General features: G+C 51.6%; 19 protein-coding genes. 5 read left to right on the plus strand and 14 right to left on the minus strand.

Annotated features, from left to right (window positions below; all coding sequences use genetic code 11):
- Positions 1-52: 52 nt before the first annotated feature.
- The 4 genes from IQ268_RS06645 to IQ268_RS06660 all read right to left on the minus strand — a co-directional run bounded on the left by IQ268_RS06645 (position 53) and on the right by IQ268_RS06660 (position 3,624).
- Complete coding sequence (locus IQ268_RS06645) at positions 53-1,462, minus strand: ATP-binding protein (RefSeq protein ID WP_193876791.1); 1,410 nt, start codon at positions 1,460-1,462, stop codon at positions 53-55.
- 146 nt (positions 1,463-1,608) lie between these two features.
- Entirely contained in the window at positions 1,609-2,364 is a 756-nt protein-coding gene (locus IQ268_RS06650) for a winged helix-turn-helix domain-containing protein (protein WP_193876793.1), read from the minus strand.
- A gap of 283 nt (positions 2,365-2,647) precedes the next feature.
- Complete coding sequence (locus IQ268_RS06655; protein WP_193876795.1) at positions 2,648-2,977, minus strand: hypothetical protein; 330 nt, start codon at positions 2,975-2,977, stop codon at positions 2,648-2,650.
- Between the two features lie 167 nt (positions 2,978-3,144).
- Complete coding sequence (locus IQ268_RS06660) at positions 3,145-3,624, minus strand: hypothetical protein (protein ID WP_193876796.1); 480 nt, start codon at positions 3,622-3,624, stop codon at positions 3,145-3,147.
- A 307-nt stretch (positions 3,625-3,931) separates the two neighbouring features.
- Between IQ268_RS06660 and purB the strand changes: the two genes are divergently transcribed.
- Entirely contained in the window at positions 3,932-5,227 is a 1,296-nt protein-coding gene (gene purB / locus IQ268_RS06665) for an adenylosuccinate lyase (protein ID WP_193876798.1), read from the plus strand.
- 133 nt (positions 5,228-5,360) lie between these two features.
- On the opposite strand, the gene recA is transcribed toward purB, so the two are convergent.
- The gene (gene recA, locus IQ268_RS06670) at positions 5,361-6,437 is read right to left on the minus strand and encodes a recombinase RecA (RefSeq protein ID WP_193876800.1); all 1,077 of its coding nucleotides are present in this window, start codon (positions 6,435-6,437) and stop codon (positions 5,361-5,363) included.
- A 352-nt stretch (positions 6,438-6,789) separates the two neighbouring features.
- Here recA and xseA point away from each other — a divergent pair, with 352 nt between their 5' ends.
- Both xseA and xseB read left to right on the plus strand, forming a co-directional pair.
- Positions 6,790-8,058 carry an exodeoxyribonuclease VII large subunit gene (xseA, locus tag IQ268_RS06675; protein WP_193876802.1) on the plus strand — a complete coding sequence of 423 codons (1,269 nt, stop codon included), beginning with the start codon at positions 6,790-6,792 and terminating at the stop codon, positions 8,056-8,058.
- On the plus strand, positions 8,055-8,351 hold the full coding sequence (gene xseB, locus IQ268_RS06680) for an exodeoxyribonuclease VII small subunit (protein WP_193876804.1): 297 nt from the start codon (positions 8,055-8,057) through the stop codon (positions 8,349-8,351). The genes xseA and xseB overlap by 4 nt, the downstream gene beginning before the upstream one ends.
- Before the next feature lie 575 nt (positions 8,352-8,926).
- Here xseB and IQ268_RS06685 read toward each other — a convergent pair.
- The 5 genes from IQ268_RS06685 to IQ268_RS06700 all read right to left on the minus strand — a co-directional run bounded on the left by IQ268_RS06685 (position 8,927) and on the right by IQ268_RS06700 (position 14,610).
- Positions 8,927-9,877, minus strand: coding sequence for a glycosyltransferase family 2 protein (locus IQ268_RS06685; RefSeq protein ID WP_193876806.1), 951 nt, complete (start codon positions 9,875-9,877; stop codon positions 8,927-8,929).
- A complete protein-coding gene (locus tag IQ268_RS32790) occupies positions 9,867-9,998 on the minus strand; it encodes a hypothetical protein (protein ID WP_255527152.1) in 132 nt (43 codons plus the stop codon). The genes IQ268_RS06685 and IQ268_RS32790 overlap by 11 nt, the downstream gene beginning before the upstream one ends.
- A 219-nt stretch (positions 9,999-10,217) precedes the next feature.
- Positions 10,218-10,640 carry an FHA domain-containing protein gene (locus IQ268_RS06690; RefSeq protein ID WP_193876808.1) on the minus strand — a complete coding sequence of 141 codons (423 nt, stop codon included), beginning with the start codon at positions 10,638-10,640 and terminating at the stop codon, positions 10,218-10,220.
- Positions 10,641-10,973: 333 nt separating this feature from the next.
- Positions 10,974-13,373, minus strand: a complete 2,400-nt coding sequence (locus IQ268_RS06695; protein WP_193876810.1) for a cation-translocating P-type ATPase — start codon at positions 13,371-13,373, stop codon at positions 10,974-10,976.
- 307 nt (positions 13,374-13,680) lie between these two features.
- On the minus strand, positions 13,681-14,610 hold the full coding sequence (locus IQ268_RS06700) for an isopenicillin N synthase family oxygenase (protein WP_193876812.1): 930 nt from the start codon (positions 14,608-14,610) through the stop codon (positions 13,681-13,683).
- Between the two features lie 69 nt (positions 14,611-14,679).
- Between IQ268_RS06700 and hisA the strand changes: the two genes are divergently transcribed.
- The gene (gene hisA, locus IQ268_RS06705) at positions 14,680-15,453 is read left to right on the plus strand and encodes a 1-(5-phosphoribosyl)-5-[(5-phosphoribosylamino)methylideneamino]imidazole-4-carboxamide isomerase (RefSeq protein ID WP_193876814.1); all 774 of its coding nucleotides are present in this window, start codon (positions 14,680-14,682) and stop codon (positions 15,451-15,453) included.
- A gap of 70 nt (positions 15,454-15,523) precedes the next feature.
- Here the strand turns inward: hisA and IQ268_RS06710 are convergent, their stop codons facing one another.
- Together IQ268_RS06710 and IQ268_RS06715 are read right to left on the minus strand one after the other, a co-directional pair.
- Entirely contained in the window at positions 15,524-16,804 is a 1,281-nt protein-coding gene (locus IQ268_RS06710) for an aminotransferase class I/II-fold pyridoxal phosphate-dependent enzyme (RefSeq protein ID WP_193876816.1), read from the minus strand.
- A 256-nt stretch (positions 16,805-17,060) separates the two neighbouring features.
- Complete coding sequence (locus IQ268_RS06715; RefSeq protein WP_193876818.1) at positions 17,061-17,273, minus strand: hypothetical protein; 213 nt, start codon at positions 17,271-17,273, stop codon at positions 17,061-17,063.
- 298 nt (positions 17,274-17,571) lie between these two features.
- Between IQ268_RS06715 and IQ268_RS06720 the strand changes: the two genes are divergently transcribed.
- Positions 17,572-18,786 (plus strand): MFS transporter, encoded by a 1,215-nt coding sequence (locus IQ268_RS06720; protein ID WP_193876820.1) that lies wholly within the window; start codon positions 17,572-17,574, stop codon positions 18,784-18,786.
- An 80-nt stretch (positions 18,787-18,866) separates the two neighbouring features.
- Here IQ268_RS06720 and IQ268_RS06725 read toward each other — a convergent pair whose 3' ends face one another.
- Complete coding sequence (locus IQ268_RS06725; RefSeq protein ID WP_193876822.1) at positions 18,867-19,580, minus strand: aspartyl/asparaginyl beta-hydroxylase domain-containing protein; 714 nt, start codon at positions 19,578-19,580, stop codon at positions 18,867-18,869.
- A 97-nt stretch (positions 19,581-19,677) separates the two neighbouring features.
- A complete protein-coding gene (locus tag IQ268_RS06730; protein WP_193876823.1) occupies positions 19,678-21,396 on the minus strand; it encodes a GH3 auxin-responsive promoter family protein in 1,719 nt (572 codons plus the stop codon).
- Positions 21,397-21,936 lie beyond the last annotated feature (540 nt).

Genomic DNA, 21,936 nt, shown 5'->3' on the forward strand with positions numbered 1-21,936 from the left:
CAGGAAGACGAGGGTTTGCAGAAGAGTCACCGCCGCTCAGTCGCCAGTATGCTCATTTGGGGCTATCTGGTTTGAGCCAGGGTAGACGGACTTGTAACCATGCCCCTCCCGTTTCCGGATGATTGCTGGCACTCACTGAACCGTGATGCGCTTCTACAATTTGACGGACAATGGCTAACCCCAAACCACTGCCTCCACTGCGATGCTTCAGATCGGGCAAGTCTGAACTGTTGGCGAATCGTGAGTCTGCACCTTCCGTTTTAATCAGAGATGGGGCATTGATCTGTTGCGGTTCTTCGAAGGCGAAGTTGCGCGCCCGCGACGGGTCAGCACGATAAAACCGCTCAAATACGTAGGGTAGAGAGCTTTCTGGGAATCCACCGCCTGCATCAATCACCTCCAGGCAAATCTGCTGAGTGGGCGAATTATGACCGGGCTGGTGTATATCCAGTCTATCGAGATTCTCGATGCTAAGCTGCACTCTGATCTGCTGACGGGGAGGGCTATATTTGATGCTATTGTCTAGCAGGTTCAGCAGCACCCGGTAAATGCGGGGTTCGTCGATTTCGATCAGCAGTTGTTCGGGACCGCAGTAATCGATTTGCAAATGTTTACTCCGAGCCAGCGGTTCCAGGTTTAACCATGCCGACTGAATGAGTTCTACCAAATCGGCAACTCGGAGCGGCAACCCATAGGGAAAACTGCGATCGAGCTGGCTCAATTCCAGCAAATCTTGCACTAAATTACTCAGGCGAATCGTTTCATTGACCAGCCGATCGATCCACCCCCGTAACGCGGGGTCTATCCGAGATTGCAGCGTTTCAGCGACCAGACGAATTGAGGTGAGGGGGGTCTTGAGTTCGTGTGCCACATCCGATGCCCAGCGATCGCGCTGTTGCCTCAGGTTTTCTGCCTCCTGGCAATTTTCCAGAAAGATACCAACCTGATGGTCTAGCAGCGGGAAACCGTGCCCGCGCAGGGCGCACCCTGCCTGCTGACAAAGATTAGAGGGATCATCATTGGCTGGTCGAAACGTCCATTCGCTTTGCTGTGGCTTTTGGGCATCGCGCGTTTGCTCGATTAACTCATCCAGTTCATAGGAGCGAACCAGTTCCAGCAGCAGTCGGGGTTTGAGAAAGGAACCCGGGTTGATTTCTAAAAGTTCGCGAGCTTTAGCGTTGCACCAGACCAGTCGATTTTCGTCGTCTACCCGCAGGTAACCCACCGGAGCCGCATATAAAACTTTTTGATAATCTTCAACCTGTAACTCCAAACGCTGGCAGATTTGTTGCTGATGCGCCATTGCCAGAGCCAACTGGGAGCTGTAGGAAAATGGCGTTGTGGCTGAATCAGCTTTAATGTCGTGCAATAACGAACGGAACCTTGCTTTTGAGCGTGTTTGCTGCCACACCAAAAGCGCCAGCCCTACTAGAAACCCCAGCAAAAAATAAAGAACATCCACAGCTAAATCCAATTGGTGTAGTAGATGTAAGCCAAAGAAATGCCTTGGCTCACGACTAGCCTACAGTAGTTTTTAGCGGAATGTCTTCTGCCATGCGAGTAGCGAGAAGCACTTAACTCACTTATTTTTTGGGTGGTCGAATGACTCTAGCCGAAGCGGTAGCCAAAACCGCGAACGGTCATCAAGTATTCTGGATGGCTCGGATCAAGCTCTAGCTTTTCCCGCAACCAACGAATGTGAACATCTACCGTTTTGCTGTCGCCCATAAAGTCGGGACCCCAAACTCGCTCGATTAGCTGTTCGCGCGACCATACACGACGAGGATTGCTGATGAACAACTCCAGGATGCGAAACTCTTTGGGCGAAAGGTTAATTTCTTCGCCGCGCACCAGCACACGGCACTCTTGAGAATAGAGCGCAATGTCTTGAAACCGTAACACCGACTCAGGCGATCGCGGCTGAGCATGACGATGCCGACGGAGTAACGCCCGACACCGGGCAACCAGTTCCCGCATGCCAAAGGGCTTGGTCAAATAATCGTCTGCGCCCACCTCTAAACCAACGACGCGATCGGTTTCGCTGCCCTTTGCACTCAACATCAAGATTGGAACGCTGTTTCCTTCGTGACGAATGAGACGACAAAGATCCAGTCCATTCACATATGGCAGCATCAAATCTAAAATAATCAGATCGAGAGACGCTATTTCAGGATACCCTTTCTCATCCGAGCGACAGGCCAACTCTAAAGCGGTTCGCCCATCTTCAGCCATGATGACGTCGTATCCTTCTTCCTCTAAGGCGATCGCAATCATGTCTCGAATCAGTTCTTCGTCTTCAACGACCAGGACTCGACCCAGTTTGACATCCTGTTGGGATTTCGTCGCTTCTAAAGTTGTGACCATGTCTGGGGTACCAGTGCTGTCAGTATGGGCTTTTAAGCTCATAGTATCAAACTGAGGCGCTTTAGCTCCTGCAAAGTTCAGACTAAAGATAAATATTATTTCTTTAGTCTGTATCCTGCGCTACCAAGACGGTTTGACCCTCCAGCGCCGCTTGTGCAGAAGTAGCGTTTTGTGCAGAAGTTACAGCAGTTCTCAATCGAGTCAGCTACCGTCTCGCCAGGATGGATGTGGAGTGTAGGGTTTGGTGTGTGGTGAATGCAAATGAATGGCTGTAAGTGGCTCGTTATTGTCCGCAGCAGCGATCGATACCCAGACTGTCTAGCAGCAGATCGCTGACTGCATTCGCTACAGCAAACTCGCTATAGAAGCTTTTGGAGAAATCAAACGCTTGCATCTCGGTCAAAATGGCAATCACCAGCGACCCAACATCATTCTCGCCTTCCATGCGCTGCCGCACATACACCTGAGATGCCCGGCGGGCAATTTGCTGGTTCACAGGTTCCGGCAAAAATTCTTGATCAAGCCAGTTTGATAATGCGGCTTCCAACCAGATGCCCTCTTGTTGAGCATCCCGGCTGGGAGGAAGAGTTACAGGCTGAATCGGCTCAGACATCAACGGTTACCCGACTGACACAACGATTAGGCTGGCACGTTACTACTATCGCTAACGTGTAGTTTAGCCAAGTGTAGGCGATGGCGAGTTATCCAGCATCGTTCGCAGGTGCAAATCTAGCCGCGTTGAGCGCGATCGCCATAGCCCACTCGCCAGATGTGGCGATACTACTGGGTACGATCCCCATTCCCCTCGTTCATTTCGTATTGCTGTAATGCAGGGTCTTCCAGGGGCAACAGAATGTCCTGGAGGCTAGAGTCGGCACGAATTTCTAGCAGAGAATCAGAAAAAGTGTACTGCTGTTCCACCAGGGTTTGAGTCTCCCGTTCAAACTGCACTCGACCCTCCGTAAAGAATCGTTCGGATGCTCTGGGTACATCTAAGCGAGGGGGCGTTGAACGAGCAACTTGATCTGGAACGATAGTCACCTGGGCAACGGCGGTGGAGATGACACCGATCGCCAGCGGTATGGAAAGTGCGATCGCCCTAATACCAAGCCTTTTCAAAGTCTGTCGTTTTCCCACGCCTCGCACAGTGGCACGCTGAAGGGGCGGCCAGGACGAGTTCTGGAGGACGGTGGTGGGGTTGACCCTGGCGCGATCGCCGCCCAATCTCGCCATTTTTAGGACAATACGGTTGTTCAGCATCGCCATTGCCTCGGTTCAGTTAGAGGATTGGAAACTGGCAGAACAGAAATGCTGCTTGCCAGACTCCAGATCGGCCTAATTTCATCCTAATGCCTTCTAAATGTCTTCAACTGACCCTGTATTTATCGTTCATCATCACTTCCCCTCAATCGTTAACAATTGTCAACTGTTGCCGTTTCTTTAGCCAAACCGTTCTGCCTCACGCATAACGGTTGTAGCCAGGTTTGTTGATTTTTCAACGCTGGTGCCAGGGGCGATCGCTCGATTGGGTTGTACAATATATCGGTTGTATTCTGCGACACGAGCCTTGATTGAACGCTATACCCTGTCCGAGATGGGCGATCTCTGGACAGAAACCTACAAATTTAAGACCTGGCTGCAAGTCGAAATTGCCGTCTGCGAAGCACAGGCCGAACTGGGTTATATTCCGGCTGACGCTGTTGAAGAAATCAAGGCAAAGGCAAATTTTGACCCCGAACGGATTTTGGCGATCGAGGCAGAAGTTCGCCATGATGTTATCGCCTTTTTGACCAACGTTAACGAATATGTGGGCGACGCGGGGCGCTACATTCATCTGGGTTTAACCAGTTCGGATGTGTTGGATACGGCTCTGGCGCTGCAACTGGTAGCGAGTCTAGATGTCATCGCAGAACAGCTAGAAGCGCTGATCCAGGCTATTCGCTATCAGGCGCAGCAGCACCGCAATACGGTGATGATTGGCCGATCGCACGGTATTCATGCAGAACCGATTACCTTTGGGTTTAAGCTAGCCGGGTGGCTGGCAGAAGTGCTGCGCCACCGCGATCGCCTCTGTCGCTTGCAAGACCAGATCTCGGTTGGCAAAATTTCTGGTGCGGTGGGCACCTACGCCAATATTGAGCCACAGGTAGAAGCACTGGCCTGTCAAAAGCTGGGCTTGAGTCCTGATGCAGCATCAACCCAGGTGATTTCGCGCGATCGCCACGCCGACTTTGTGCAAACCCTGGCGTTAGTAGCCGCTTCAATTGAACGGTTTGCCGTTGAGATTCGCAATTTGCAGCGAACCGATGTTTTAGAAGTTGAAGAATTTTTCTCGAAGGGGCAAAAAGGTTCATCAGCGATGCCCCACAAGCGCAACCCGATTCGCTCGGAACGGTTGACGGGGTTAGCTCGCATCATTCGTGGGCACGCTGTTGCCGCTCTGGAAAACGTGGCTCTGTGGCACGAACGCGATATTTCCCACAGTTCTGTAGAGCGGGTGATGCTACCCGATGCCTGTATTCTGACGCACTTCATGCTAGTAGAAATCACAGATTTGGTGAAACATCTGCTGGTCTATCCCGAAAATATGGAGCGCAACATGAATCGCTATGGGGGCGTTGTTTTCAGTCAGCGAGTGTTACTTGCTCTGGTTGAAAAGGGCATGAGCCGCGAGGAGGCTTACGCAACGGTTCAATCCTGTGCCCATGCGGCGTGGAACCAACCCGATGGCGATTTTCATGCTCTCATTGCTCAAAATGCTAAGGTGACAGACCATCTCTCTGCTGGCGAGATTGAAACCTGCTTTGACCCACAGCAACACTTGAAGCATCTAGATCAGGTCTACGAACGGCTGAATATTTGACGGTTGCTGTCTCGATCGCTCTTTGGGATAGGGCATGGATAGGGCACAAATGCAAAAAAGCGATCGCTTTTCGAGGCGATCGCTTTTTTGTTGTCAGAACAGCCAGAACAATAGATTCAGAAACCGACGCGGCTTAGTCCTCTTCCACGTAAGCCTCTTCCTCTTCTTCAACCTCCACTGGCGTCACTGAGTTAGCAGAAACAACAGCGCCCATCTCCAGCTTCTCGCGGACTTGTTGCTCTACTTGCTTGGCAACCTCCGGTCTTTCTTCTAGATACTTAACGGCATTGTCGCGCCCCTGGCTAATGTTTTCGCCGTTGTAGCTGTACCAGGCACCACGACGGGTAACAACTCCTGTTTCTTCGGCCAGATCCATCAAACAGCCGAGCGACGAAATACCGTGACCAAAGATGACATCAAATTCAGCAATGCGGAACGGTGGAGCAACTTTGTTTTTGGCAACTTTCACCTTGGCACGAATTCCGAATTCTTCTGTCCCTTTCTTCAAGGTTTGAATCCGGCGAATGTCCAGGCGAACAGACGCATAAAACTTCAGTGCGTTACCGCCAGTTGTGGTTTCGGGGTTGCCGTACGAGATGCCGATTTTTTGCCGGAGCTGGTTCAAGAAGATGACGCTACAGCCCGTTTTACCAATGTTTCCAGTGATTTTTCGCAGAGCCTGGCTCATCAAACGCGCCTGCAAGCCAACGTGAGCATCGCCCATTTCGCCTTCAATTTCGGCTCTGGGCACCAATGCCGCTACCGAGTCAACCACAACAAGGTCGATTGCAGTCGATCGCACCAGTTGATCGACAATCTCTAGCGCTGCTTCACCCGTATCAGGTTGGGAGATCAGCAGGTTGCCAATATCAACGCCCACTGCCGCCGCATACGTGGGATCAAGCGCGTGTTCTGCATCCACGAAGGCAGCAATGCCGCCAACTTTTTGCACTTCGGCGATCGCGTGCAGAGCCAAGGTCGTTTTACCAGAGCTTTCGGGGCCGTAAATTTCAACAACCCGACCTTTAGGTAAGCCGCCACCCAACGCCAGGTCTAACGTCAGCGCGCCGCTGGAAATGGTTTCAACTTTCATGCGGCTGGCATCACCCAGGCGCATAATGGTGCCTTTGCCAAACGTGCGGTCAATTTGGGTTAGCACCAAATTTAGAGCTTTTTCTTTTTCAGAAGTTTCATTACTGGTTTTAGCCATTCGCGCCTCAAATCAGGATTTACTGAAGAGTATCAAGATGAATGAAATAAGGTAGAGAAAGGCAGAGTTATCTGCGGGATCGTAACCTGGGATGGTTTACTGCCTTGAGGGTTGGCAGCGATCGGCATTTACGGGGTGATTGGGAGTTACTAAGAGAGCAGTTTGCATTTAAGCTTACTGACTGATGGAGACAAGTCTAGTTACTCTATAAACAGTTATCCCCGATCTATTGTAATTTTTTTACACCCGTATTGCATACAAATGTACTAATAATTTAAAGAACCTGCTTCTCGTCAGTCCACTTGATTAGTCTAACAACTGCTCCATTTGAACTTACGAGTATTTACAAGCGATGACTTACGATATTCCCAATCTGCTCTTGCCAGATACGGCACTATCAGTAGCGGGGTTAACGGCCTACATCCAAGCGCTGTTAGAGCAAGATGACCAACTGCGACAAGTATGGGTCACGGGTGAAGTGTCAAGCGCCAGTCGGTATCGCAGTGGGCTATTCTTTACCCTGCAAGATCCAGATGTTAAGGCTGCGATCAACTGTGTGGTTTGGAACAGCCAACTGACCAAACTGGCAACGATGCCAACCCAGGGAGAACAGCTCATTATTTTGGGTCGCATCCATGTTCATCCCCAGCGAGGAAGCTACCAGCTCATTGTGTGGCAGGCGCTTCCCGCTGGTGAAGGACTGCGAGCGCTGCGCTATCGCCAGTTACGCAAGCGTCTGGAAACGGAAGGGCTATTTGATGCAGAGCGGAAGCGATCGCTCCCTGCCCATCCTCAAACGATTGCTGTCGTTACCTCACCCCAAGCCGCCGCCTGGGGCGACATTAAGCGAACCTTAAAGCGGCGCTATCCGGGGTTGCACGTGTTATTTTCACCCGCGCTGGTTCAGGGCGACCAGGCACCGACCTCCATTGTTCGTGCCATCGAACGAGTCGAGCAAGATGGACGTGCCGAAGTGTTAATTCTGTCGCGGGGCGGTGGAGCAATCGAAGACATGGCATGTTTCAATGATGAACGGGTGGTTCGCGCGATCGCCGACTGCTCGATTCCGATCGTGGCAGGCATTGGGCATCAGCGAGACGAATCGCTGGCCGATTTGGTGGCCGATATCTGTGTCCATACGCCGACTGCTGCTGCCGAACAGGCGGTGCCCATGCTCGCCGACCTGTATTACGAGCATCGCGAGCGCATCACGGCTCTCAGGGATGCGGTTGGCAGCCGCTTAGAAACGGTGGATGATCGGCTTCAACGTATTCGGGGTCGGCTCCAGCGCTTGCATGTCGATCGCCAGATTCGGCAACAGGGGCAAGCGATCGCCTGGACAAAGCGACGGTTACTTCAAAGCACTGCACAACGGCTTCAGCAAGCAACGCAGCACTGTAATTTGTTGCGCCAAAAGCTGCAAACGCTTGATCCAGAAGCGGTGTTGCGCCGTGGCTATGCGGTAGTGCGGCAGGATAGTGGCATGATTGTGCGATCGATCGACGAGTTAAGCCCTGCTCAGCCCTTAACGATTCAGCTTGCCCACGGGCAGGTGAAGGTGCATATCTCTGAAATTTTGAATTCTCATGATGCGATTAATCCCGATCAAGACGTTGTATGAGCGATTTCCCTACTGGCTCCGAAGCCCTACACATTACATCCAGCACCCCGCTGGATGGCAACACCCCGTCTAGTTCTCCACAGTCATCTAAGTGGAGCTATGAGGCAACAGTCGCCGAGATTGAGTCCATCATCAATCGAATTGAGATGGGCGAGTTAGAGCTGGCAGAAGTATTTGACCAGTTTGCAACCGCGATCGAACGACTGCGGCAGTGTGAAACGTTTTTGAATCAGCAGCAGCAGCAGATGGATTTGATGATCGAAACGTTGCTGGACGAACCGGAAGCGTTTTGATCAGACGTAGATTGGCTGAGACAGGCAACCCAAATGCGGCTCAGTTACCTCTCTAGCATCTCTTCTCTCTTCATCTTGGACAGGGGCACGATGCCCGGTTTGCGGAAAGCGTGAACAGTATGATTCCAGAAAACGGCGTTGGAGTAATGGCTCGCGGCTTTGCCAGTTAAGAATTTCTCGACGAGTTGAGTGTGACTCGAACGCCGCTTGTGTGTGGTGCGAATCAAAAACAACATGAAAACAGAACCAGCTCCTGATCGGTATCGGGCGGTTTGATTTTGTGATTTAGAGAATGTTTTAAAGGTGATTGCCGCTCGATCCGACCCCTTTGCTGGCTTGCCGCAGGTGCTAAGCTCCCAATTCTGTGTCAGCAATGAGCCATCCATCTGACTCTATTTCCCGGGCTATCTACCGAATGCTGCGCCTTACGAAGACATTTAATCTGTTTCAAACCGCATCTTAGTGCCATCTACAGCCACTTTCATTTGCATTCACCACACCCTACACCCCTCTTAGCGAGACTGTAGCTGACTCGATTGAGAACGGCTGTAAATTACCACCCAACAGAAAGCTATTCAAAAATGGGGTTCGCTTAAAACAATTTTACGAATAAGGCTAACCGCTTCTGCTCTACGGCGCGATCGCACTGCCATCAACAAGAGCCGCCAAGCAGGTAACGAAAACAAAGCTGGCACTGCAATACGAATAGCGCTTACCAGCGATTTCTGTTTTAGCGCCACAATGCTCCAGTGCAGCCTGAGATAGTTTTTGATGTCGGGCAGCGGCGGAACAAGCAGACGGTAGCGATCGCTCACCAGTTTATAAATTTTTTCCTTAACCAATATGTTATTGGCCAGCCGCTGTTCCAGTGAAAACTGCCGATTCCGTGCCCCCAACCAGATGGTGCGATACGTCAAACTACGATTGATGAAAATAGCATCACCAAACTGAGCAATTTTAATCCAGGAATCGACATCATCAAAGTTAGTATCCAGCCGCGAATCCCACCCACCCGACTCTAAAAAAGCATCACGACGAAACGCCACCTGAATCGGCGTTCCAAACGGCACCTGCTCCAGCAACATACCGTAGTGAATATCTTCTTGCGGAATGTAGAACACATCGCTGGGGCCTGCTCGCCGCGTTCTGCTTAACTCATGCCCCCTTTCATCAACCTGGATCGCCTGACACGAACAAAGCACCGCCTGAGGACGAAGGGCGATCGCGTCTATCATCGCCTCAACACAGTCGGGAGCCAGGTAATCATCATCATCTACCAACTTAATCCAGTCGCCTGTGGCTACTTTAATTCCAGCGTTAATCGTGGCAGAATGCCCTAAATTTGCGGAATTGCGGTAATAAATTACCCGATCTCCCAGGCTACGAACATACGCCTCCGTATCATCTGAGGAGTAATCGTCTGCAACAATAACATCACAAGCCACCGTTTGTGCCAAGGCAGAACCGATCGCTCGCCTTAGCAAAGACAAGCGGTTATAGGTGGTAATTACAATGCTAAATCTCATCACCCAACGATGGCAGTCTGCCTAGCGTAAAGCCCTCAACGGCTACTGGACTCAATTCGCCATTTCCATAAACATCTTGCATAAAGGCTGGGTTTGGGTCTAGAAAGATAGGGTTCGACACAAAGACGACTATGCAAAAGTTTAAGGATTAACGGGTTAGCGAAAGAGGCAATGCCTGGCACAAAGTGAAGACGGCAATGGTTGCTGCACTCCTGTTCATTCAGCCATTACTCCATCAGCTAACCTGGATCATCAGCACTAACGCCGAATTCTATCGGAGTTCTACCAAAACTTGAAGAAGTGGCTCAGCCCTCATCCATGGTTTGAGAGGTTAAGCGCCTCAGTCTTCTGGTTCTCCTACCATGTTTGGACTGATGAGCGTAATATCAAACTCATCGGGGGGCACCGTAGAAATAGCATCTCGCTTCAACAAATAGTAAATAGCATAGACCTGAGGGCCAAACACAATTTTGTCCTCATCTTGAAGATCGTGAGCCTGTAGTTTCCGACCGTTGATTAACAGCCCGTTAGCACTGGGTTTCCCTTTGAGGTTGCCGTCAACGATGCGGTAATAGTAACTGCCATCTTCGTTGGGGAGCTGCACCAGGGTTGCGTGGCGACGAGAAACGAATTGGGAAACCAGACGAATGTCACATTTGGGATCTCTACCAATTGAATAGACAGGGCTATCTAGAATAAATTCCCGTCGCCCCTTGTTGTCTTCGATAATTAGCAGGTGGTTGTGATGGGGTTCTGAAGTCATTAACGAAGTGGGTAGGTGACTACTAGGAAAGGTAGTGAGCAAAGGAAACCGACGTTTCGAGGCTCTTGACTCTCTATGACTAAAGTTAAGCAGACAAGCCAAACGGCCACCCTTTAAATTTGGGTACTAATTTAGCGGTCAGCGCTGCTGATAGGGCGTGTTGAAACTTGACTAATTTCATCGTGAATGAACTTAATTCAAGGATCGGTTGCTCTAGTCTTTACTCCAGCCGAATCGATGATAGCTTCTAACCTTGCAACCAGACGGAACTTGTCTAGAACTGATATAAACCGGGCTGCTCTCCCCTGATGGTAACACTGAGCCAATCCGCTACTAAAACCCTGATGCTGGGTAGGTACGACGCAAAAACAAGGAACTTGTAACAACACTTACCGAGCTAAACGCCATCAGCGCTCCTGCGGTTGCCGGACTGAGAATAATTCCAAATAAAGGCAACAACGCTCCTGCCGCAACCGGAATGCCAACAACATTGTAAGCAAAAGCCCAAAACAAGTTTTGCCGAATCTTGTTGAACGTTGCAGAACTTAGTCGAATCGATTCTACGACATCCACTAGGCGATCGCGCATCAGAACAATCTCGGCGGTGTCGATGGCGACATCGGTTCCAGAGTGCATAGAAATACCGACATCCGCCTGAGCCAGGGCTGGCGCATCGTTAATGCCATCTCCCACCATTGCAACCCGCTGCCCTTGCTGCTGTAGCTGCCGAATAGCGGCTACTTTGCCATCAGGCTGAACGTTAGCCAGAATGTTCTCCTGGGACAATCCTAAAGGACGAGCGATCGCCTCAGCCACCGCAGCCTGATCTCCGGTCAACAGCATGACGCGCAGCCCCATCTGGTGCAGCCGTGCCACCGTTGTTTCGGCATCGGGACGCAGCGTATCCTGAAGCGCCAGCAACCCAATCACCACACCATTCTGAGCCACATACACCACCGTTTTGCCTGCCGCCGCCAGCTCTTGTGCTTGCGCTAGCGTCTCTGCGCTCAGATGCATTCCTTGCTGGTTTAACCAGGCTTCTGTGCCCAACACCACCAACTGACCCGACACACAAGCCGACACGCCAAATCCTGGCTCGGTATAAAAATCTTGCGCCTTGAGAACGGCAAGGTGTTGTTGCTGTGCCTGATGCTGAATCGCCAGCGCTAGAGGATGGCGCGTGCCGCTTTCCACCGTTGCCGCCAGTTGAAGCAGATCAGCAGCAGAAACAGACTCTAGCAATGGGACACAATCAGTAACAACAGGGTGCCCGGTGGTGAGTGTCCCAGTTTTGTCAAAGATGACGGTATGCAGATTATGCACCTTCTCCAGCACATCGCCCCCGCGAATCAACAACCCGCGCTCGGCACCAATGCCTGACCCAACCAGAATCGCCGTAGGAGTGGCTAAACCAAGGGCACAGGGGCAGGCGATGACCAGCACTGCGATCGCCAACTTCAGGCTCAACAGCAACGGTGTGGGATGCATCGCTACCATTGCAGGGTTGTGCATCATCCCGTCGTGCCCACTGCTGATTGCCCAATCGCTGCCCCAGAGAGGAATGCCGACAAAATACCAGAAAAGAAAGGTGAAGAGGGCGATCGCCATTACACCGTAGGTAAAATATCCGGCCACCACATCGGCAATGCGTTGAATGGGAGCCTTACGAGCCTGCGCGTCTTCAACCAGCTTGATTATTTTTGCCAGGGTCGTATTCTTGCCCGTCCGAGTCGCTTTTAGGGCGATCGCTCCCGACTGATTCAAACTGCCAGCGGCAACCAGATCTCCGGGTTGTTTCAGCACTGGCATCGATTCTCCGGTCAGCATCGATTCGTTCACCGTGGTTTGACCGGCGACCACCTCGCCATCGACCGGAACCTTTTCGCCAGGAAGCACTTGCAGCCATTGCCCAACGGTGACCTGTTCTGCCGGAATTTCGGTAGGGCGCGATGGAGCGATCGCCGGGTCGTTAGAATCGGAAGCGATCAGCCGGGCAAGCGTGGGTTTCAGGGCAACTAGAGAAGTTAGGGCTGATGTAGCGCGGCTTCTAGCGTGTTGTTCTAACGTTCGTCCCAGCAGGATGAAGCCAAGCAGCATTACAGGTTCGTCGAAAAAGCACTCCCACCCCAACGTGGGAAACAGTAATGCCACCACACTGGCAAGGTACGCCGTTAATGTTCCCAGGCCAATCAGGGTGTTCATGTTTGGCACATTGCGCCGTAGCCCTCGCCAGCCGTCCACAATCACCGGGCGACCAGGGCCGATTAGCGTTAGCGTTGCTAATCCGCCATGAAACCAGATGTTGCTAAGAACAGGAACGGTGAACCAGCCAAAGTGCTTCAGGTGCCCGGTTACCGATAACACCAGTAATGTTGCTGCGATCGCCACCTGGCGCAACAGTTGATGAGTGTGTCGCCGCTGCTGTTCAGCCGGATCAACCGGAGCGACCTCTCCCAAACTGGCGACAGCCTGAGAGTGAATGCGAGGTTCCGTTGGAAAGCCTGCCTGGGTTAGCGTGTTGGCTAGCGTCGTCGGGTCGATTCTTGTTTCACACTCGACGGTTGCCACTTCCGTCACCAGGTTCACGGTCGCCGAAATAACGCCGGGGTGTTGAGTGAGCTGATTTTCCACGGCCTTAACACAACCGGCACACTTCATGCCCTTAACGTCCAACGTTAACGTCTCATGGGTAAGGCCAGAAGGAGCGATCGTGTCTTTGGAAGTAAGTTGCATACACTTAAAGCACAGACAACCAAACGGCTGTCAGATTACACCTCTTCTTTGAGGTTAGGCGAAGTGCAGCACTATTGCCAGATGATGTAGATTCTTTTAAGTTCAACCCAGTTCAACCGTTGATTACTGCATTAAAGTTCGGCCTTTTGGCAGATTCTACTGCGATCGCCATTGCCCCATCAAAGCGCCTGATGACCGAGATTGCCCTATCCGGTTCAACCAACGCCAACGTAGCTCTGTCTAAGACCAGAGCGTGACCGTTCGACACTTACAAATTCCACACTTCCCAATTCACAGCCAAACGCGCCTAATACGTGGCTTGAAGCCGACTCAGCAGGTAATCCTTTGCCAAAATCGGTGGATATAGCGGCGGATGGGATGAACTTTGGCAAGGCTCTAAACAGGCCACCTCGACCTCATCATCCGGGTGACAGAAGAAGGCGATCGAATAACGAGACCGGGCAGCGTTGGCTGGAATAACCACTCGGTGCTGAGTAGAACGGAAAGTATGGTTTGTCCATCGTTCCATCAGGTCACCCAGGTTAATTAAAACGGTGTCTGCAAGAGGAGGGGCGATCGTCCATTCTCCGCTAGCCGTTTGCACTTCTAGACCACCGATCGCATCCTGAAACAACAGCGTAATACTGCCATAGTCTGAATGGGCACCCGCTCGCAGTTGTCCGGGGTCAGGCGGGTTAACCAGAGGGGGGTAGTGCAGCAATCGCAGGGTGTGCTGTTGCTGGCAGTGACGGCTGACCCAAAAATCGCTCGGAAGCCGAAGCGATAGAGCCATCGCCTGCAATATCTCAGCCACTAAAGCGGTACAAGCCTCGTAGAACGCTAACGCCGTTTCTCGGAAGTAGGGCAACGCTGACGGCCACACATTAGTCAGAGTCGGATCGTTCGCTTCGCGTGGACGCTCCCGACCCATGTTGAACGCTTCCTTTAAATCACCCGGTTGAGCCGGATTTAGCCGTTCACGGGCGATCGCAACATAGCCTCGATTGCAAATCGCCGTTGACCAGGCCAGCGACTGTTTTACGGCCAGCGGTTGTTGAAAAAATTGCTGACTTTGAGCAAACATCTGTTCTAATAACCCTGGAGGCATCCCCACCGATTTGAGATATAAAAATCCAACCTGATGAAATGCCTGATACATCTGAGCCACAACACACTGGCGCTCGGCAAAGCTACCGCAACGAAAAGCATGGAAATCAACAACGGGAATAGCAGCCATAAATGATGTCAAAATACCTGATTGAATGGAAACAGGTTGTAATACGTTAGACCAGAGGCAGTAGCAGTAATGGAAGTCATCCCAGCAATTGATCTGCTCGAAGGGCGCTGTGTGCGGCTCTATCAGGGAGATTATGAGCAATCGCAGGTTTTTGATGAAAATCCGGTAGCGGTAGCACGACAGTGGGAAGAACAGGGCGCAACCCGGCTGCATTTGGTTGACCTGGATGGCGCGAAGGTGGGTCATCCGGTGAATTGGGAGGCGATCGAGGCGATCGTGCAGTCTGTAAACATTCCGGTACAGGTGGGCGGCGGTTTGCGCGATCGGCAGAGCGTCGCTGACCTGCTGGCAAAGGGCGTGCAGCGAGTCATTTTGGGCACTGTCGCAGTAGAGCAACCCGACCTGGTTCAGACGTTGTGTCAGGCATTTCCCAGCCAGATTGTGGTTGGAATTGATGCTCGAAACGGCAAGGTAGCAACTCGGGGCTGGCTAGAAACGTCAGAAGTGGACGCCACCCAACTGGCCAGCCAAATGGCCGAGTCAGGAGCCGCCGCCATCATTTACACCGACATTCACCGCGACGGCACCCTAAAAGGGCCGAATCGTGATGCACTGCGAGAACTAGCTCAAACCGTTTCTGTACCTGTGATTGCTTCAGGAGGGGTCAGTTCCCTGACCGATGTTTTGGGGCTGCTGTCGCTGGAACCGCTTGGAGTCACAGGGGTGATCGTGGGTCGTGCCCTTTACACGGGAGAGCTATCCCTACAGGAAGCCGTCAGAGCAGTGGGTTCAGGTCGATGGCAGGACATTCCGCCCGACTTGGGTTCCTCTGCGTTCGCCTAAAGCAGTGCGAAGGGTTAGAACACAAAAGGGTGGGCATTGCCCACCCTAACCAGTCCATTTGCAATAGCGGTTAAGCGCTAATGGTCGATTTGTAGATTAAGCTGCGTGCGGCAACCATCCCAGCAATCAGTCGATCGATTTCTTCACGGGTATGGGTAGCATTGGCCGTTAGCCGCAGACGCGGCTTGGCGATAAACCAGATGGGCGAAACCCACAACCCATGCTCATGCATCAAAATTCGGGCAAAGTGCTTTGGATTGATTTCGGGAGGCAGCATCACGGGAATTACATTGGTTTCTCCGATTGGCGTGAAATCGTTTTCGATTAAGCACGATCGCAGATAGTCTGTATTTTCGTGAAGCCGCTGCACCAGAGCCGGATGCTGACGCACCTGCCGGATGCTTTCTAGCGCCGCTGCCGTGGTGGGAGGGGGTAGTGAAATGGTGCCAATTGAGGTGGGCGAACAGTTAAGCAACGGCTTCAGTTCTGCCACATGCGTACTGATGGCGGCACCGGCTGAAGCAGCAAACTTGGAAAAGGTCGTCATAATCAGCGGTACAACGCCCCGTTCGATCGCTTGCTGGGGCAGCATACCAAAGTGTTCGTAGATGCCACGACCCGTTGCACCTAACGCGCCACTGGCGTGGGCTTCATCCATAACCAGGACGCTGCCTTCATAGTTTTGCAAAACATTCAGCATTTCAGGCAGTGGTGCAATGTCACCGTCCATCGAAAACACCGCATCCGAAACCACCAAAATCCGATCGTCTGGTCGCGCGTAGCGTTGCAGCTTGCGGGCAAGGTCTTCCATATCGCAATGGCGGTAGGCTCGCACCCGTACCCTGGGACTGTGGCCAAACAGCTTACCCGATCGCGTCCCGGCGTTGGCGATCGCCGAAACAATACAGCCATGATTGAGTACATCGGTCATGATCAGCGTTTCACGCGTGTGCTGAAACCCTGGTACCGGAATAGCCAGATGGCAAAACGCATCCATCAAGGCTTGCATCGCCATCCATGCGTTCAAGAAAAGCTGCGTATGGGGCAGATGCTTGAAGGCAGAAATTTCGTTTTCCAACTGACGGTGCAAATCGATGCGACCGCTCAAGACCGAGCAAGAACTGTTGGACGTGCCATATTGCAGAATGGCATCGATCGACGCTTGCCGCACCGCCGGATTTTGAACTAATCCCAAAACATCATTGGTACAAAAGGTCAGCACCGTGCGCCGCACCCCGGTATCGGCCTCTTCAATATCCACCAAGTTGCCCTGTCTGCCGTGGCAGATAAACTCGTCTGGATCAAGCCCGCTCTCGTACCACCGCTGAACGTATTCCTTAATAACTTGCACAGTAAACTCCCCTCACCTTTCGATTAAGTCGCTTAATTGCCTCTCGGTTCACAGTTGGTTTATGCCAAAGGGTACTACCCAAATCGAATCCAACGCTGCGGTAAAGAGGCGCTCACAACTGTGATTGTGACATTGAACTCACTTCTTAGCGACTTCTGGTATCGGCAGAAGCGCTGAGTTCGTTGCAAACAGTAAACCAACCCAGCGGAAAGCAGTTGTGTGGTTGACGTTGTCGCTTTTACCTTCATCCGATTGATCATTCTTGAGTTAGCTCAACCTGGTCAGCAACCTTGGCTCTCGGCAGGGCAACCGATGTTTGGGAGTTCCCACTGTGGCTTTTAGTTGATTGACTCGATTGTTGCATAAATTGTTCATACTGCTTAACGATTAACCGCTGGAGAGCGATAATTGTTGGATTATTTTTTATACAACAGCCGTTGGCATCATCAAGCTGTTGATCGGCAATCATTGTCCACGCTTGCCAGAAACCGCCAGTGATGAATTTTGTTGCCTGCTTTGTGTGTTCGATTACGGACAAGCTGACGGCTGGACGATCGCGTCAGTTTTAGTGTCCGCCTTTTGCCTCTCATCCTTTGTAACGATCGTTTAAACGGGACAATCTGTAGCTTTTGTGCCACTTACTAGTCAATCATGGCCGGCTGCAAAAATACGTGTTTCCTTAGACACTCTCTGCAACCGTCACATTCTAGGCAGATAAAGCAGGCACTGACGTGCTACACCGAACAGTGGGTTTCCTTTTTTTTTCTATGACATCTGGCGAAAAAGCCCTGTTGAACCAATCTTCTCGGTATCTTTCCCCTCAGAAAAACTCGAAATTACCAACGTTACTGGTTCTTCTGGTGGCTGGGTGCTTAACCACCATGACCGGGGGGGTTGTCTCACCTGTGTTGCCTGAAATCGTGCTGCAACTTCAGCTCGATCCGCGTTGGGCAGGCACATTGGTGAGTATGCATGCGTTGATGATCGCTGTTTTTACGCCTCTGTTGGGCATTTTGGCCGATCGAGTCGGCAAACTGCGTGTGCTGCTGCCCGCTCTGCTGCTGTATGCGGTTTGTGGGGTGGCCGGAGGGTTTATGAATAGCTTGGTGCCGCTACTGGCATCACGGGCGTTGCTAGGAGTAGCGAGTGGTGGCATTGCCGCCGCCAGTATTGGCCTTCTAGGAAATCTCTACAGCGGTGAGGCGCGATCGCGCGTGTTGGGCTATGCCACTAGCGCCATGACGACCGCTAGCATCTTGATTCCGCTATTGGGCGGTTGGGTTGGCTCGTTTGGCTGGCGCTATGCCTTTTACCTTTACGGATTAAGTTTACCAACCGCACTGTTTGCCGCCCTGATCTTGCAAGATAACCGCTCCAAGTCATCTGTAGGCATTACAGCCGACGAGGGAGCCAAGCTCACGCAGGTATTACGCAAACCCCAGGCCATTCGGCTGTATTTAACCCTGCTGCTGGCAGCGGCGATCGTGTACTCTGTGGTGATTTATACGCCGCTTTATCTCAAAGAGGTAATTGGAGCAGGCCCCGCATTAAACGGCTGCGTGCTGGCGGTGAGAGCCATCGGTGCGGCTATTGTTTCTGCGGTATTAGCAACCCGTCTGGCAAAGCGGTTAGGGACGGAAGAGGCGATCGCACTTGGTTTTTGTGTCATGGCAGTGACGTTAGCCACCATTCCCTTTTTGCATCACCTGCACTGGATTTTGCCAACCGCTGTGCTGTTTGGCATGGGGTTTGGCGTTGTGGTGCCAAACGTGTACGACAGTCTGGCTAGCCTCGCCCCTTCAGAATTACGGGCTAGCGTCTTGGCGATTGGCACTGGCTTAAACTCAATGGGGCAGTTTCTCTCTCCGCTCTTTCTGGGGCCAGTGTGGAAGTATTCTGGGTTAACCACCGTGTTCTATGTGGCGGCTGGCGTTGCAGTGGCGAGCGCATTGCTGAGTTGGTTTCCGGCTCAAAAGCGCTGAGGGGAGAGCGATCGCAGTCCTTCTTTTAACCAGGCAAACCAGCAGGGAACCGATTGCCCTCTGCTGGTTTAGCATCAACCCTATTTCACCAGCGTCTCAAACTGTTTTTCCCAGTTTTCGTGGTTGAGTCTGGCTCCTTGCACCACAGGGGACAGTGCCAGGATCTGGCACACCAACCAGTTCACCAACGACATGGGAAACCGCATCGGGCGAATAATATCCAGGAAGAGAACCACCCGGTGCCCATCCGTTTCGTTCCAGACTTCGTGGTAGAAGGTGTCATCAAAAATTAAACTTTTGCCTTCTTCCCAGTGGGCGATTTGATCGGCTACTCGAATGCGGCAGGCCGTTTTTGGCTCTGGCACCACCAGCCCCAGGTGATAGCGCAAGATGCCTTTGTGCTTGCCGCGATGCTCGGGAATGTGCTTTCCGGGTGCCAGGATGGAGAAAAACGCCACCTTAAGACCGGGAACACGCTGAAGCAGCTTCCAGGTTTCGGGACAGCGATCGCAATTCTTTTTCGCTGTAAAGCCAAACGCACAGAAGAAGTAGGTCTTCCAGAGATTGTCTCCGGCAATGCGTTGCTGTCGAGGCGAGATATCGTGGAAGTTGGGCAACGCCTCTGTGTGCTGAAGCACCTGATCTAGCTCTTGCCGAATCACCTTCCAGTTGGCTTCTAGCTCATCCACCCAGGGAAACTGCTCCTTGGTGAAAAAAACGGAATCTCCCACCAGAGAATACTCCGGCACTAAACTTTCTAATTTTTTGACGATGTTGCTCAGTAAGCCTTTCATTCACGTCCTCTAAATAGAACCACACGTTAGATCATCAGTTTCAGATCATCATTGACTGATGATCTGAAATTTGATTTCGATTGACGTTGATCGATCGCTATTGCTCCAGCGCCCTAATGGGCTTTGCATACCCATTATCCTCAGGCGATCGCACTTCACGCTCGACCGTTAACCCGGACAGAAAATGGCGATCTTCATTGATATGCGGAAATTTGAGCTGAGATTCATGGGTGCCCCGCTGCAACAGACGTTGACGCAGAATGGCATAGCTGCCAGAGGCTAAAATCCGTAACCGGGGCGGCGGTATTTGACGATCGATCCGCTTGTTGGCGTACGACACATGAATTTCTTGCAGGTGGCGATCGAACTGTTCAATAAACGCTGCCCAATCCACCGGATGCTGGTCGGGCACCCGCTCAATATTGACCAGGTAATGAGGTGGCACGTTTTGCTCCGAGAGCGTGACACAAAAGTTTTCTAGCGCTACGCCAAACTCGTGCTGCAACCGCTGCATAACCTGCACCACGTGAAACTCTGTAGTTTTCTCGGTGGTAGACGACAGCAACCCGCCTAAACGGTGACGAAACGTAATCAATGGAGCGCGCTCATAAAACCCAACCACCTCAACCACATCCCCAATGTCGTAGCGGTAAAAGCCGCTGTAATTGGTCACTAGAATGCGGTACAGTTCGCCTACCTTAACCTCTTCGGCCAGCACTGTTTTGGGCTGCGTCAGGTGCCATTGATCCTCTGGGACAAATTCAAAGAAGGCGCTTTCGATTGAGAGAACCGTGCCATCGGTGTTGAAGTCGTTGTACAAGCCAAAGGTGGCTTCAGAGGAAGAATAAATGCCGCCAAAAATGGGAGTGTTGCCAAAGTAATCTGGAAACCGCTGGAAGTAAAAATCAGACGAGCCGCCTCTGGCTGTTGTGAGAAAGGAAAGATTAGGCCATGCCAGTTGAGGAGTCAGCCGTCCTGCGGTTTTCAACGTATGGCGCAGTTGAGCTGCACGCTTGGGAGCAGGAGATAATTGCCGTTCTAAGGTCGTTCGTAGCTCTGGTTCAAGGTTGAGCCAGGGGGCGATCGTTCCTGTTGCCAAATCTTGAACCAGGTCTTCGGCATACGTCTCCAGATAGTCGCACAGCCGCAGTGCCAGGACAGGAAAATTAGCCCCAATCACCGCCAGCGACGGATCGCGCAGAGCAAACAGCAAACAAACGTAATGACGGGCTAACGTGTCTGCGGGTTTTAGCGCTTCAAACGGGTGCGCAAAGATCTGCTGATAAAACGAACCCAGCAGCCGCAAGTTGCCAGCGCTGACTGGCCCATAGGGAATGCCGCCCGCCGTATGGCCTAGCAGTTGCACGGAACTGGTGAGCAGCATCTTACCAATGCGCCGACCGTGGCGATGAGCCGCCTGAATTGCGAACCCCATGCTGACCTGATTAGCTCGATCCAAAATCCGGCGCGAGCGATCGGTCACTGGCACCAATTTTTGCTTTCCGGTTGTGCCACTGGTTAGGTTGAGATAAACCACCGGATCTGGATTGAGTACGTTCGCCTCGCCATTGGCAATGCGCTCGATGTAGGGTTCGTAGCAGCTATACGGCAATACGGGAATGCGTTCCCGAAACTGATCCACTGTTTTGATGTCGGCCAGTCCATAATCTTGCCCAAAGGCCGTTCCTTGATGGTGCCGGAGCAGCGTTTGCAAAAACGTCTCTTGAACCGAAGCGACGTGACGAATTTTCTGTTTAAAGCGCAATCTTGCCTGCCAAGCCGCGACAGACAAGAGAGACAGTAATAAGTTTGCCATTCAGCGTCTTGTGCCAATTCCCACCCGATACTGGCTTCAGATTAAGGCTGAACTAGCCCGAAGTTCAATCAATTTGTTCCTGTCTATGAAGTGTCCTACCGTTACCCGGGCGGCTCAGGCAAGAACGATAACTCCATAGACAACGGCATAGAAACGACCGAAAACCAGTTTTAATCAATAAGATATGTAACCCAAAAATTAACAACAAAACAGTTTTGTTTTAGTGTCAAGTTATGCCTATTGGACGGCAAGAAATACATCTTTGGGATGAATTACCATCAAACTAAAACCGATGGTAAACCTAGCTACGGCATTATCCTTTGATTGAAAGTTACAACCTTACTACCACTTCTAAAAGTCGTTTGTTTTGCTCGAATCGTCTTCAGTTTCTCTAATTTAGCAACTAGCTAATCTTGACTCTCTGAAGCATTACGGCTCTTTTCGGTTGCGTTGAAATTCACCAATTTAGTGACCGTTGAAATTAGTAGAAACGGTCTAAATAATGCCATGACTAACGTCTACCTTTTTCTTCTACTCTTT

The sequence above is a fragment of the Oculatella sp. LEGE 06141 genome (assembly GCF_015207605.1).
Lineage (GTDB): Bacteria > Cyanobacteriota > Cyanobacteriia > Elainellales > Elainellaceae > Oculatella.